This window comes from Desulfotomaculum sp. (assembly GCF_982386235.1).
The window spans coordinates 30,285-43,831 of the sequence record NZ_CEVWQM010000010.1; the positions used below are offsets into that span (position 1 = coordinate 30,285).

A 13,547-nucleotide genomic window follows, 5' to 3' on the forward strand; every position below is an offset into this window, starting at 1 on the left:
TTAACAGGGGTGTCAATGTACTTATTGGGGCTCTGGATAATTATAATACTTCCTTCTGCGGGCTAATCTTTGCTGTCTTTTTCTTCTTAAGTAAATCCTCCTGCGCAGCCAAAGAAAAAACAACAACAATGGTAAACCCCATTTAAACCAGGTTGTTAGCGTCATCTTCCAATCCCTTTGTACTGCCGCATGGGCCACCAGGGGAACCTTTCCCACGATCTCTTCCCCTTTTCGGATAACCACTGCCCCTAAAACCTCGCCCTTGGTGACGGGTGCCGACACTTCCTCATCCGGTTCAGTGGTTACATGGAGGTCAATGTTACCTTCTTTGGGAAAAGTATAATATAAATCATTCTTAGTCAATAGTTTGACAGAACCTTTACCATGCTGTACGGGTACATCAGCCATTACCTGACCACCCTTGACTAATTGCCTGCTGGTAAAGTTGGCAAAGCCATAATCCAACAATTTGCTTGCGTCAGTCCATATATTAAAACCTTCGCTGCGCAGAACCACGGCAATAAGCTCCATGCCATCTCTTTCGGCGGAAGCGATAATGCACTGACCCGCCTCAACCGTGTAGCCTGTTTTTAACCCAGTTGCACCCTTATAACCATACGTTTTGCTCCATAAAAGCTTGTTATGATTAAAAAGGTGTTTTTGGGCCTCGGGATCAGCCCTGGGAATTTCGTGATTAATGGTGGTAATAATTCTGCGTAGGTCTTGATTCTTTAGGGCCTCTCGACCAATCAAGGCTAAATCGTAGGCAGTGGAATAATGTTCTTTACCGGGCATACCGTGGGGATTCGTAAAATGGGTACCTTTGGCACCAATTTGCTTCGCCCGTTCATTGGACAGCTCGGCAAATTTATCCACTGAACCTGCTATGTGCTCTGCAATGGCAACCCCTGCATCGTTGGCAGAGTTTAACATTAAGGCATGGAGTAGTTCCTCTAGGGTCAGTTGTTCCCCTTCCTGCAGCCAAATGGATGTTCCGCCAGCCTTGCTTGGATTGGGGCCAATGGTAACCTGCTCAGTCAATTGGGAGCGTTCTAAGGCCAGCAAAGCTGTGAGGACCTTGGTGGTACTGGCGGGGTACATTTTTTTGTGTTCTTCCTTGCCATATAACACAGTACCTGATTTGGCATCCAGTAAAACAGCTGTTTCTCCAACAATTTGAGGTTCCCCGGCCAAGGCCATGGTATTAAAAGGCAATATTAACAACATAACGAAGAGAATACGGCAACCTATCTTACACACAACATCACCTGCTCCTAAAGGATCTGGGAATAATTGAACTCAATCCTAAAATTATAGCCAGCCCTATTAGAATGACACCTCCTAACATCGTAAGGGGTTCTGCCGACGGAAAATTGCTGATAAAAAAGGCCAATGATTGATTGATTAGACCACCCAAAATAAATGCTAGAATAATAACACCAACCCAAATGGCAGTTCCTTCCTTCCAACCCCGCTCTTTATAAATGACCATGGCCGAGGCAATACAAGGAACAAACAGAGTGATGGTGGTCAGGGCCACTAGTTTTTGTATATCCGACATGGGAAAGGTAAAAAGACCAGCTGTACCAAATTCCCGTCGTATGACCCCCATGATAAAGCCACTGGCTGCCTCTTTGGGTAGTCCCAACCAGCTTACGGTAAGGGGAACCAGTGCATTTTCGATGGCCTCTAAGATCCCCGTCACCTCAAGTAAGCCAAGGACTAACGCTCCTAAAGCAAACAAAGGAGCCGCTTCTGTAATAAATTCCTTGCTCTTGTTCCAGGTTTTTTTAAAGACGTTACCCATACGAGGCAAACGCAAGGGAGGAAGATCAATCCAAAGGGAAGAAGACTCTCCAGGGATAACCTTATCTAACAAAGTTCCTCCGGCAATAAACACGCTAAAAATTAGCATACCATATACCACGGCAAAGCCAGGGCCCAGCCCGGCCAACATCGTGGCAATAATAGCTAATTGAGCGGAACAAGGAACTGTCAAGGCCAGGATAATCGTGGCTATGCGTCGTTCCCGATCAGAACCTAGCAAACGTGTGGACATTAAAGCCATCGTTACACAACCAAAGCCCAATACCAGAGGAATGACAGCTTGACCATTTAAACCAAAGAAGGTTAAAATGCGATCCAATAGGGTTGCTATCCTAGGCAAATAACCGGTATCTTCCAGGAGAGCCAGGACAAAATTAAAACCTAACACTAAAGGCAACAATAGACCAATTAAATAGGTAACGGTCATGGTGATAACGCCAAACTGCCCTACCAAAATTTCATTTACCGCTGTGCCAGGTGCCACTACCTGGCCAACCATTGCCTTAGCGAGGGGTTGAAAATACTCACCCATAATAAACTCTTCCGTAAATGCTACCACAGTTTGGGCCACAAAGACACCAATAAGTTGATAAAGCAAAAATAAAGTTAATAATAACAGTGGGATACCAGTAACAGGCTGAATCATCCAGCGGCTTAGCCGTGAGCCCAAAATCTCCCGCGTGCTAGTTTCTCTAACGGACATCGATACCACTTTATTGATCCAATTCCGTCTTTCCGTGTAAAAAAGTGTTCGATAAGGACCCGGTTCAACACCATTTCTTGCTGAAACAATTGGGTCACCTTCCAGCACTAGCAGTTTTTCAGCGCGGGATATGGTATCAGGCAATTCTGCCAATTTTTCTTCCACCACCGACAACACCCGACCAGACTTAGCCTCATGGATGGCTTGCCGCACCTGTTCCAATCCCTTTTCTTCTACTGCTACGGTGGCAATCACCGGAACCCCTAAAAGTTCCTTTAGCACCACAATGTCTATTTTGATGCCCTGATTTTCAGCCTCGTCCATCATATTTAGGGCAACTACCACCGGACGCCCAGTATCAATGAGCTGCTGGGTAAGAAATAAATCCCTTTCCAGATGCACCGCATCGACAATATTAAGCAATATATCCCCATGCAAAACAATATCCCGGGTAATTTTTTCTTCCTCGCTAAAAGAGGAAACTCCATAAATACCCGGGGTATCGGTTACGGCATCCTGGCCGCAGCGTCCACATATAACATTTGTTGTTGTCCCGGGAAAGTTTGCCACATCCACATAACTTCCCGTCAAGTAATTAAAAAACAATGATTTACCCACGTTCGGATTACCCACCAAAATGATATTTCTTCCGCTAACCCCGGTGGTGGGTGTTTGATTATATTGCATTCTTTACCCTCATCTTATATTCTTAGTAACTAATCGGTTGCACGGCAATGCTTCGGGCCAATTCCCTGCCGATGGCAATTTGCTGTTTAAACATACCAACCACTACAGGACCTGCAGGAACAACCTCTTCACAGGTCACAATGGCCCCCTCGGAGATACCAAACCGGATTGCCTGAGACCGGATCATTTCATTGGGAATATTCATTATTTTAATTCTTTGCCCTCTTTTGCATTTATCGAGTGTCATATTATTTCCTCCATGGCTTTTATAACAGATAATGGTTATCAGTGTCAATTTAATTATAATTGCCGATGGCCTACAAGGCAAGGTTTTTTTGGTCCGAGCAAGGTGACAACGCCTTGGAGTTTTGCTAATAGATTATGTTATATTAGGTAATAATAGTTTCAGAAACAGAAAAGGAGGCATTTGATATGGCTGATATGAATTGGGCAGGTTTGAAAACCGTGAATCTATCCGGGGAGCAAATGAGCCTATTGGGTGCTGCCCAAGCTGAAATAAATACTCTGTCAGAGGACAATCAAAAAATCATTTTAATTCCTGTGATCAAGGAAAAAGCATAGGGAGGCACGGGCCTCCCCAAAAAATCTAGCGTATTTGTTGATTAATCGTTTGCCAAAAAGTGTCATCCTCAAAACCAAGACGCCAAAAACCAACACCGCCCAGTTTATATGATTTCACAAGTCCCATTTTAATGCCAAGACTATATTTATTCTCAAACCAGACTTCATGCTTTTCGGTACCCTTCCAGTAATAAAAATAGGGCGTGCTGCTGGTATTATCCCAAAGAATCTGGGCACCCCTTTGATTGACTAGATTATTGACGTCTTTCCACTTAATCGATTTTGTTTTGGCCTGGGACGACCAATCATAGCCGTAGCCTGCCAGACCCAATAAAATTTTCTGCGAGGGCATTTGTTTAACAGCATAGTCTAATACACTTTGAACCCAAGGCAATGAGGCAACTGGCCCAGGAGTTCCACCAAACCAATGTTCGTCATAGGTCATCAGCATCACGTAATCACATGCTTGTCCCAACTCGTTGTAGTTGTAGGCACCAGACCAATTATTATTTCGTTGGTCACTATTTTTAGCTGGTACAGCAGCAGTAAGCAGATAGCCACCGGGTTTTAACAATCCCTTTAATTCCCAAAGAAATTTGCTATAATCATCTCTATTCCGGGGGGGAACAGCTTCCAGGTCTATATTTACCCCGGCATAACCATGTTTTTTAACCAACGAGGTAATATTATTGGCTAATTTCCATCGTTTATTGGGGTCGCCCAAGACCGCTGCTGCGGAACCCGAGTCAATCCCACCGTTATACATATTATGTACGACAAGTAAAGGCTTTACCTTTTTTTCCTTGGCCTCAGTAATACCCTCTGAGGGGATGAAATCCGTAATTAAATTACCATTACTGTCAACGCGAGCGGTAAATGTTGCTATGTAATCCATATAGTTAGCATATTTGGCCAGGGAATGATATGAATCTTTATCCGTATACCAATCCTTGGAGTAATACCCCATTACCACTGGCTTTGTCTGTGCTGCCTCGACCGAAGTTGAGAAAAATATAAAATTAAAGGATAACAGGTACAGAAATAGTAAACCATAGGTTGTCAACTTTCTTTTTGTCATAATTCCTCCTGCCAAATTTTTATTGGGCCCCAGGCCCTATCTAAAATCTTAACAGGAAGTAAATCTTTGATGAACCCCTATAATGTTACCATTTTTGTCAATTGGCACCTGTAATTATGAAACTTTTCTTAACCAATGCTATTATTCACAACGAAGCAAGGATTTACAAAATCCATTAGAGAATATATCATGTATATTTGTCTGTAAAGTATGTTTTGAGGTGAAACTATTGTCAGAAATCTATTACTGGCTTTGGCTAAATAAAATTCTCTTTGCTCCTTTATCTGCCTTTTTGATTGCCCAATCAACGAAAGGAATCCTGGCAAACATCCAAAGTAAAAAATGGGGCTGGCAAAGATTCTTTGAGGCCGGTGGTATGCCCAGTTCCCACTCGGCCATGGTAACAGCACTGGCTACCGCTTCCGGGCTGCAATACGGTTGGTCTTCATCTCTCTTTACCATCACTGCTATTTTTGCTCTCATTGTAATGTACGATGCCATGGGTGTTAGGCGGGCAGCAGGAATTCATGCCAAAATTTTAAACCAGATGCTGGAAGAAATGGGACGTCAGGATGGAAAACAAAACCTTAAGGCACTGAAAGAATTAATTGGCCATACCCCTGCGGAAGTTTTAGCCGGGGCGATCATTGGGGTTGTGATGGCTACTGTGGTCTTTTAGCCGGCCGCCTTTGGGGTAGTAGATGGCCTTGGGCCTTGGGCTCAAAGGCTTTCGTTAAGTATAACAATAAGGGGTCTCATGAATGGAAACGGCCCCAAAGAATGACAAGCACAAAAGCTGAAGGCGGATGGCTGACGGCTGATGGCTATTACGGGGAGATACAATTTTGCTTAGTTCACTAAACTTAACGCCCAGGGATTACGCCTTTGTTACTTTGCTATTTATCACAGAATTAGCCAGAAGTGCATTTTTCCTGACCTTTTGGCCATTATATTCTGTTAACTTCCTTGGCTTTTCAGTTTTTGCTGCCGGTCTTGTGGTATCTGGACACTATCTTACGGAAACTCTACTCAAATCCTTGGCCGGTTCCCTATTGGATAAACGCGGGCGGCCTGTCTTGCTGCTGGGTCTGTTGATTAGCTTTCTTTCTTTATTGGGGCTGTACTATGCTAAATCCTTATGGCCTGCTTTATTGCTATCGGGTATGTTTGGCCTCGGCTTTACTCCTGTCTGGCTTGCTGTTATTAGCAATGTTGCCCCAACCGGTTGCTCCGATCGGGCTACCAGAATGGGGCTTGTTTTTTCTGCCTGGCTCCTGGGCATGGGTATCGGACCTGTGGGAATTAATTTTATCCTACCCCTAGGCTACCAGGACACCTTTATTATTTGCATTATTTTATGGGGGCTTAGCTTGATCATTGGTTTAACGATCCCCTTTGCCATCAAAACCACCCATATTAATTTTACGATTCTGGGTCAAGTAAAAAAGCTAGCTTCAAATCCGATGGTGCTTCATGTATTATTACCGGGTATGTTTTTACAGACCTTGGCAGCCAGCCTACTGCTGCCCATATTACCCCTCTATGCCACCCAGACATTGGGACTAACCTCCCAACAGTACGGTTTACTGTTAACAGCTGGTGGTGCAACAGCCGTTCTCTTTCTGATCCCCATGGGCAGATTGGTCGATCGTTTTTCACTACGCAAACTTTTATCCCTGGGTTTTCTTAGCAGTGCTATTTTATTGCTGCTTTTTCCCAGCATCTATCATCTAAAAGCCATTGTGTTATTAGTTATTTTGGTTGGGTTTTCCTACGCCATCATTCTTCCAGCCTGGAATTCCCTCTTGGCCAAGGCAATTCCCGCTGAGCAACAGGCAACTGGCTGGGGTATTTTTACAACCATGGAGGGGCTAGGCATTGCGGTGGGTCCCTCACTGGGCGGGGCCATTGCCTCTCTGCTTTACCCGGCAGGAACCATTTATCTCAGTGCCTTTGTCCTTGCCTGCATGGGGTTGTTTTATGTATTCTATCCCCTGGATGATATACTAACAAAACAGGAGTGATAAAAAATGCCCTTTAACGTTTTTGAACTTGTGGGCATAATAATTTTTTTCTATATGTTGTTACCAACCTTTTTAGGTAGAATTCTTAGGTTAGGGACCTATGGCCGGGGAAGCAAACACCGGGATAAAGTGGCCCTAACCTTCGACGATGGGCCAGATGCTTACTACACTGCCCAGGTATTGGATATACTTGCCCATTATAATGCAAAGGCAACTTTTTTTCTGGTGGGTAAGTATGCCGAAAATCACCCAGAATTAATTCAGCGCATTACCGCGGCAGGGCATAGCCTAGGTACTCATGGCTATAGACACCGTTTTGCTTGGTTTCAGGGACCCCTCGCTGCCATTCGGGAAATATCCCTGGGACGCAGATCGATCCAATCCATCACGAATAAAAGGCCACCGTTTTTTCGTCCCTCCTGGGGTGTCTTTAACCTTGCAACATACCTTTATATCCTTTTTACAAAAGATAAGACCATCCTTTGGAGCTTTATGACCTGGGATTGGGATTCTAAGGCTTCACCCGAAAGCATTCATAGAATGGTAGCAAATAAGGTTAAGCCTGGCTCCATCATTGTCTTCCATGATCATAGCGCAGGATTTGGTGCTGCACCCGAAGGCCCTGCCCGAATGGTGCAAGCCCTGCCGATGATTTTACAAGAGCTTAGGGAAAGGACGCTTGAACCAATTAATATGGAGGATTTTATGCGTTACCAAGGTCCTGGTTTGGTGAAGAAAAACCTGCGCAGACTATGGCAGGTTTGGGAGATGTGCTTTGCTCGCATGGCTGGCCTGAAATCGGCGGGCAATGATGAGCATGTTTTATTTCGTCTTGCTGTAAGAAATTACCGAGGAAAAGTAATGCAGCTACCGGATGGTACTCTATTGGCCCCGGGGGACAGGGTAATCGAACTTCATCTCAATAATGATTTTCTACAAAAACTTACAACAACTGGCCGTTCCCTCGAGGCAACGGCCATGGCCCTCTTAAGGGAGACCCGTCGCTCCCTGCCACTGCTGGCCCGGACTATTTCCCAGGACCCAGCCTGTCAGGGAACGAAGGCCCTGATTGGTATTACTATGATTCATAGAGGAACCACACAATTGGGATTTACGGTCTACGACCTCTCTCCCTTTATTCGTTTTATGGTAGCTTGGTACCAGCGTTGGCTGCTCTTTTTACTGCATCCAGGTGGATTATCCCACCTGCGCCGTCAGTGGAGCAAACTAGTACCAAAAAAGGTAGTCATTTCTAAGCAGGAGCTTCTTAGACGATATTTGTAACCTAGCCTTAGCGAACGACTACTGCAACGGAAAAACCAAGCCAGCCAGGGGCATCAGCAGGGCTTGATAATCGGGCCCATGTTTTTGAATGACCATTTTTTCAGCCGTCGACCAATCCAAGGCATTTTTAAGGAAGGGCACGGGATTTTTCATTTTGGCAAATTCAGAGATGATAATGACTTCTTTATTTTTTAGCTCCTGACATAGTACATAGGCTTTATGACCCCCTAGAATGAATTCATGCTGTTCAAAGTTTGAAACAATTTCTTCCGGACGATTTCCCCTCATGAGCCATTCTTTAAATAATGGCTCACCCAATCCCTCCTTACACTCCCCGATCAAAACCAGCGTTCCCCCGGACTTTAGCAATCTAGCACCATTTACCAGTGCCTTTACGGCTTGGTAAAGGTTTAAATCTCTGGGATAACCCCCAGCCCCGGCTATTACCACCTCCGCTGGTTCAGGGAACGGTAAACGGTAGATAGCACCACAGTACTGACAGCCTTTTTGCCATGCTTTTTCCAGTTCACCGGCAAAGCACTTGATAATCCTATTTTGATCATTCAATACCACATGTAGACTAAAGTCCACACCCAGCAACCTTGCAGCAGCCAGTATTTGGTTGGATATGGGGTTGTTCTGAATGTTCCCCGGTCCCACCCTGGGTCTGGTCATCATGCTGTGGTTTGCTGTAATGGTTGATCTACCAGCCACACCCGGCAAAATCATCTTAGGCCCACCTGAAAAACCAGCTAGGTTATGCGGCATAATACAGCTTGTAACAATAACGAACCCTGCCTCTGCCACCTCTTTGTTGATCCACAACTCCGTACCATCATCCAATTTCCCCACACTCACTAGGTCTTTATCGCAGTCATGGTTAATGAAAGTATAACTTTGGGCTAACGGACCGAAAATTTCTTCGATCTCTTGCTTTGTGTTGGGTCTGTGGGCACCGGTAGCAATGACAAATTTAATTTGCTCTTTGCCGTCTGATTTAATCTGCATTTCTTCCATAAGGGCCACCAGAAGTTCTTGATAAGGAACCGGCCTGGAAACATCTGTCACAAGAACAACAATGGACGCTGGCCTTTTATTTTTAATAATCTCCCTTAGCGGCGGACTATGAATGGGCTTACCCAGGGCTCTGGCTAACTCTACCGTCTGGTTAATGGACCTGGGCAATTTTGGTGTTACGATGGCAGCAATATTCTTAGTGTCAATAGAAACGGGTATTGTATTACGCCCGTAAGCAAAATCAAATTCCATTTCACACCTCCGCCACATAGTTTATCCCAAAACAGCCATCAGCCATCAGTTTTGGGGGAAAACCTGTCCATTGCTTTGAACTATAGCCTTTTTATTGTCTTTATAGTTTGGGGGGATTAGGCACTGTATCCCCATCATAGGTGGCATAATAAAAAACACTACAGCCAATTCAACTGTAGTGTTTTAAGCTACCACTAACTAAATACTCCGTAGGCTGAAGGCCAATGGCCATTACCTAACATTTGCCGGCCTTTCGGCTGCCTCAACATTTATGGTTAGGGTCTTGCCCTTGCGGAACACTTCTACTTCTAATTTAGAACCTATTTTTTTCTTCTGCACGGTTTTAATTAAGGTATCCGGATTTTCTATCTTCGTGCCATCTATGACTAAAACAATGTCACCCTCTTTGATACCTGCTTTAGCCGCTGGCCCGCCCGCTACCACACCATAAATCACGGCTCCGGTCGATCCCTCATAACCCAGGAAATTGGCGATATCCGGGGTAACTTGCTGAATTTGTATACCTAGCCATGGTCTCTGGACTTTACCCTGTTCAATCAATTCATCAAGAATCTCTTTTACCGTGCTGGTGGGTATTGCAAAGCCAATACCCTGGGCCTGGGCGTTGATGGCGGTATTAATACCAATAACCTCGCCATTTAAATTAAGAAGGGGACCTCCACTGTTGCCGGGATTAATCGATGCGTCCGTTTGCAATAGATGTTCAAAAGCTCGATTATCTATTTCCAGTGGGCGTTCCTTCGCACTAATTACTCCGATGGTGACTGTATCTTCTAAACCAAAGGGACTGCCAATGGCAATAACCCAATTACCCACCCGGATTTTGTTTGAATCTCCCATGGGTAAAGTGGGAAATTCCTTCCCTTCTATCTTTAATACAGCTAAATCCATTGACGGATCAGCCCCGACCAGCTTGGCCTCAAAGGGCTTTTGATGTCCTTTCACAAGAACACTTATCTTTTGTGCTGCATCAACAACATGTTCATTTGTCAGAATATAGCCGTCCTTCGAAATAATAAACCCTGAACCCAAACCGCTCTGGTACTGGGGTTGCGGATTTATACCAAAAAACTGGCGAAAAAACGGGTCATTATGAAAGGGATTATTGTAGCCTACCTCGACCACCGTCGTAATTTTAACCACCGCGGGGCTTACCCTGTCGACAATATTTGCTATGGTGTCAGGACCTACGCCAGGTAAGCTGGCATCGGCTACTCCATCCTGTTGTTGACTACTATTTTCTTTCGGGGTGATATCCTTTATTAGGGTGCAACCAGCAGCAAACATGATGCCTGATAAAAATGCAATCATTAAAGTAAATACCGCTATATTTCTCCACCTGTGCATAACTCATCCTCCCCTTTTAGTATTGACTAATTTGGTTAATAATTTGCGAATTCCCTAGCTGTTCATTAAAATTATAAAATCCTGACCAGGCCAGGATCTTATAGGCTTTTGTATTTTATCCCCTGTCCTACCTGGGAAAAATCAAAATCGTTAATCACGCGGCAAATAACAACGTTGCGACAACCAAGCAAGTCTAGTTCCACTAGCTCTTGTACGGCATTTCCTTCCTTATCCACTAACATCCTTACTTTGGGGTATAAGGAAAAACCCTTCTTCGTACTGACCACCACTGCTATTTCACCCGTACTTAGTTCCACAATGGACCCTGCTGGGTAAGCTGCAACATTCGATAGAAAGGGTTCGATTATTTCAAAATTAAATAAGTAATTGCCTGAACCAGCAATCATCTCATAGGCTTCGTGGGGAGGGAACCCTCTCCTGTAAACCCTATTTGCTGTTAAAGCATCATACATATCCACCATACCCGTGATTTGTGCAAATTGATGAATCTCTGAATCCTTTAGTTGTCGGGGATATCCTTCCCCATTGTATCTTTCATGGTGCTGGTAGACAACAAGACGGGAGAGACTGCTGACATGAGGATTTTTGCTTAAAATGTTTAAACCATACTGAGGATGTTTTTTTACTTCTGCATATTCCTCTTCCGTTAAGCGACCGGGCTTATCTAAGATACTTTTAGGTACTTGTATTTTGCCAATATCATGTAATAAAGCTCCCATTCCCAGGTGAAATAATTTGGGTCGTTCAAAGCCAAGGGTAATACCAGTCATCAATGCCAATACGCACACATTTACTGAATGAGCGAATACATAATCATCCATTGTCCGTATGTCAATAAGTTCCACCATTAGTTTGGTATTATCCAGTAACTGATCAATTATATCGTTAATAGTAGGGTAGATTTTATCTGTCCCTGAAATGCCCCCACCCATTGAGTCAGAATGCGACTGCAGTAATTTCTTTACCTGTTGTATAGCCTTTACCCTAGTCTCTTCCGGTATAACATCATCCACTTGAACGTCAGGTATTAGTCCATCATCAATGTATATTGAATGCAAACCTAATAACTTCAGACGTGCAATATACTTTTCGCTAAGTATTGTACCAACATTTAAGAGGATTTGTCCGTTAGTGTTGCGAATTGGTCGCCCTACCTTCATACCAGGTTTTACTGATTCTAATGATAACCGACGCATCATGTACCTCCACTTGTATGCTGAGTAAATTATTCTACCTTTAGCATAAAATTCCTCTGGATAAATGCATTTTTTTACCTATTCTTCTGTTTTGCATCGATGCAATCGTCTATTCCCTCTATAGTTTAATAATGTTGTTTGAAAAAATATAGAATGGGAGTTGCTAGAATGTTCCGAAAAGTGGTTTTAAAGAAAAACTATCCTCTTTCTATGATGCTGCATACCTAGCTGTGGCAAAAATTACCGCTAGACAATCCAACGATGTATGCGAATTTTGGACGGCAGATGAAACGTTAATTCGGTCTATTAAAAACACGCCTTACGTTCATAATCTAAATCGTATTGTCTTGTAATTATCCTAGGCGTTAAAGACGAAAAGATTGGCTCTAAAGATGGCATGGTAGCATTCAATGAACCTTTGGCTATGAACTACTTCGTGAATTTTTTTCCTATGGCCAACTGTACCGTCTCAGGCAATCCATTAACACCAAATATAAATGATTTACCCATAGATTGACCGGGTTTAGAAGCGTTTTCCCGGTGAACACACAAATCTTAATTATGTCAAGAAGAAATTATATTGGTTTTCTATTATATTACAACTGCTCTATCCGTAGGAAAGGAGCTATAAAAATCGATCTCTTTATTTGAATTATTATCAGATACCATCATCTCATCATCTTTAATGAAGGTATATAATAGGATGATATGCCCTTTTGAAATCACAATTAGAACTCAAAATCCTTCTTTTTTCTAGCTCAAGATGAATATACGTAGCACTACAAAAAATGTTATATTTTTCAACATGCAGAAAACTCCCCTTATAGTAAAAAATTAAGGGGAGTTTTTAAATATGTATCTTGTTTTGATTATTTATTTATGCTAGTATCAACTCAAATTCCAAGCAGAAACAAAGATAGCCAAGGCTATGTGCCCTGGATTTTTGATGAATATTCATCCACTACAGTAATCACTACGACAACTATAAAGTTGTCACTACCTTACGGTTATTGTAGCACTTAGGGGACGCATTAGCAATAGGCTGCACGGAATTTTATTAAATTTTTTTAGGAGGTGCTGCCCCTTTTTTCGAACATTAATGAAAAGTTGTCACTCTGATGTTCCTAACAGGGTTACCTCGCAATCCAACCCCCTTAGTGTTTCACGATTCTGAATTTTCAAAACTATAATAACCGTGGAGGGATTAATATGGCAAATATGAAAATGAATGATTTTGTTGACTGGGCCCAAGCAAAAATGGATCATTGCAATGTACACGATGAAATTGAAACTAGTAAAATGGTGGTAGAAATAATGAAAAAATTCTTTGCCGTTGGTCGTGAAGAACCTGACGCTACTAAGCAGAACTAGTTCTAACAAATATTTTATAAAGTCCCTTGTGCCTTCAGGCACAAGGGACTTTATCCCGAGCCTTCGCTTTTCTATGCCTGTTAATCGAACGAACTGTCATCCTGGGCTAGTAGAGGAACTTCTATCAATGGAAGGAT

The 13,547-nt window shown here is 43.2% G+C and carries 12 protein-coding genes; 5 read left to right on the plus strand and 7 right to left on the minus strand.

The features are described from left to right. Window positions 1-21 precede the first annotated feature (21 nt). Genes AC1U9Z_RS07745 through AC1U9Z_RS07755 form a run of 3 tightly spaced genes read right to left on the minus strand, consistent with a single transcriptional unit; the run spans window position 22 to window position 3,464 of the window. Complete coding sequence (locus tag AC1U9Z_RS07745; RefSeq protein ID WP_479956751.1) at window positions 22-1,260, minus strand: D-alanyl-D-alanine carboxypeptidase family protein; 1,239 nt, start codon at window positions 1,258-1,260, stop codon at window positions 22-24. A gap of 4 nt (window positions 1,261-1,264) precedes the next feature. Continuing rightward, window positions 1,265-3,217, minus strand: a complete 1,953-nt coding sequence (gene feoB / locus AC1U9Z_RS07750) for a ferrous iron transport protein B (RefSeq protein ID WP_479956753.1) — start codon at window positions 3,215-3,217, stop codon at window positions 1,265-1,267. A gap of 22 nt (window positions 3,218-3,239) precedes the next feature. Then, the gene (locus tag AC1U9Z_RS07755; protein WP_479956755.1) at window positions 3,240-3,464 is read right to left on the minus strand and encodes a FeoA domain-containing protein; all 225 of its coding nucleotides are present in this window, start codon (window positions 3,462-3,464) and stop codon (window positions 3,240-3,242) included. A 185-nt stretch (window positions 3,465-3,649) separates the two neighbouring features. On the opposite strand from AC1U9Z_RS07755, the gene AC1U9Z_RS07760 reads away from it, so the two are divergent. Continuing rightward, window positions 3,650-3,799 (plus strand): hypothetical protein, encoded by a 150-nt coding sequence (locus AC1U9Z_RS07760; RefSeq protein ID WP_333530590.1) that lies wholly within the window; start codon window positions 3,650-3,652, stop codon window positions 3,797-3,799. Between the two features lie 25 nt (window positions 3,800-3,824). Here the strand turns inward: AC1U9Z_RS07760 and AC1U9Z_RS07765 are convergent, their stop codons facing one another. Then, window positions 3,825-4,877, minus strand: coding sequence for a glycosyl hydrolase family 18 protein (locus AC1U9Z_RS07765; RefSeq protein WP_479956756.1), 1,053 nt, complete (start codon window positions 4,875-4,877; stop codon window positions 3,825-3,827). Window positions 4,878-5,097: 220 nt separating this feature from the next. On the opposite strand from AC1U9Z_RS07765, the gene AC1U9Z_RS07770 reads away from it, so the two are divergent. From AC1U9Z_RS07770 to AC1U9Z_RS07780, 3 genes are all read left to right on the plus strand, one after another. Then, the gene (locus tag AC1U9Z_RS07770; RefSeq protein ID WP_333530588.1) at window positions 5,098-5,556 is read left to right on the plus strand and encodes a divergent PAP2 family protein; all 459 of its coding nucleotides are present in this window, start codon (window positions 5,098-5,100) and stop codon (window positions 5,554-5,556) included. A gap of 166 nt (window positions 5,557-5,722) precedes the next feature. After that, on the plus strand, window positions 5,723-6,901 hold the full coding sequence (locus tag AC1U9Z_RS07775) for an MFS transporter (protein ID WP_479956759.1): 1,179 nt from the start codon (window positions 5,723-5,725) through the stop codon (window positions 6,899-6,901). A gap of 6 nt (window positions 6,902-6,907) precedes the next feature. Next, window positions 6,908-8,185 (plus strand): polysaccharide deacetylase family protein, encoded by a 1,278-nt coding sequence (locus tag AC1U9Z_RS07780; RefSeq protein WP_479956761.1) that lies wholly within the window; start codon window positions 6,908-6,910, stop codon window positions 8,183-8,185. Window positions 8,186-8,203: 18 nt separating this feature from the next. On the opposite strand, the gene AC1U9Z_RS07785 is transcribed toward AC1U9Z_RS07780, so the two are convergent. The 3 genes from AC1U9Z_RS07785 to AC1U9Z_RS07795 all read right to left on the minus strand — a co-directional run bounded on the left by AC1U9Z_RS07785 (window position 8,204) and on the right by AC1U9Z_RS07795 (window position 12,039). Next, entirely contained in the window at window positions 8,204-9,454 is a 1,251-nt protein-coding gene (locus AC1U9Z_RS07785; protein ID WP_479956763.1) for a nickel-dependent lactate racemase family protein, read from the minus strand. Between the two features lie 231 nt (window positions 9,455-9,685). Then, window positions 9,686-10,822, minus strand: coding sequence for a S1C family serine protease (locus AC1U9Z_RS07790; RefSeq protein ID WP_479956765.1), 1,137 nt, complete (start codon window positions 10,820-10,822; stop codon window positions 9,686-9,688). Between the two features lie 98 nt (window positions 10,823-10,920). Beyond that, the gene (locus AC1U9Z_RS07795; RefSeq protein ID WP_479956766.1) at window positions 10,921-12,039 is read right to left on the minus strand and encodes an HD-GYP domain-containing protein; all 1,119 of its coding nucleotides are present in this window, start codon (window positions 12,037-12,039) and stop codon (window positions 10,921-10,923) included. 1,209 nt (window positions 12,040-13,248) lie between these two features. Here AC1U9Z_RS07795 and AC1U9Z_RS07800 point away from each other — a divergent pair. Then, window positions 13,249-13,410 (plus strand): hypothetical protein, encoded by a 162-nt coding sequence (locus AC1U9Z_RS07800; RefSeq protein ID WP_479956768.1) that lies wholly within the window; start codon window positions 13,249-13,251, stop codon window positions 13,408-13,410. Window positions 13,411-13,547 lie beyond the last annotated feature (137 nt).

Excerpts from the sequence above, each read along its gene's own strand:
- AC1U9Z_RS07760 (WP_333530590.1), top strand. The coding sequence starts at position 3,650 with ATGGCTGATATGAATTGGGCAGGTTTGAAAACCGTGAATCTATCCGGG.
- AC1U9Z_RS07800 (WP_479956768.1), top strand. The coding sequence starts at position 13,249 with ATGGCAAATATGAAAATGAATGATTTTGTTGACTGGGCCCAAGCAAAA.
- AC1U9Z_RS07795 (WP_479956766.1), bottom strand. The coding sequence starts at position 12,039 with ATGCGTCGGTTATCATTAGAATCAGTAAAACCTGGTATGAAGGTAGGG.
- AC1U9Z_RS07780 (WP_479956761.1), top strand. The coding sequence starts at position 6,908 with ATGCCCTTTAACGTTTTTGAACTTGTGGGCATAATAATTTTTTTCTAT.
- AC1U9Z_RS07765 (WP_479956756.1), bottom strand. The coding sequence starts at position 4,877 with ATGACAAAAAGAAAGTTGACAACCTATGGTTTACTATTTCTGTACCTG.
- AC1U9Z_RS07790 (WP_479956765.1), bottom strand. The coding sequence starts at position 10,822 with ATGCACAGGTGGAGAAATATAGCGGTATTTACTTTAATGATTGCATTT.
- feoB (WP_479956753.1), bottom strand. The coding sequence starts at position 3,217 with ATGCAATATAATCAAACACCCACCACCGGGGTTAGCGGAAGAAATATC.
- AC1U9Z_RS07785 (WP_479956763.1), bottom strand. The coding sequence starts at position 9,454 with ATGGAATTTGATTTTGCTTACGGGCGTAATACAATACCCGTTTCTATT.
- AC1U9Z_RS07755 (WP_479956755.1), bottom strand. The coding sequence starts at position 3,464 with ATGACACTCGATAAATGCAAAAGAGGGCAAAGAATTAAAATAATGAAT.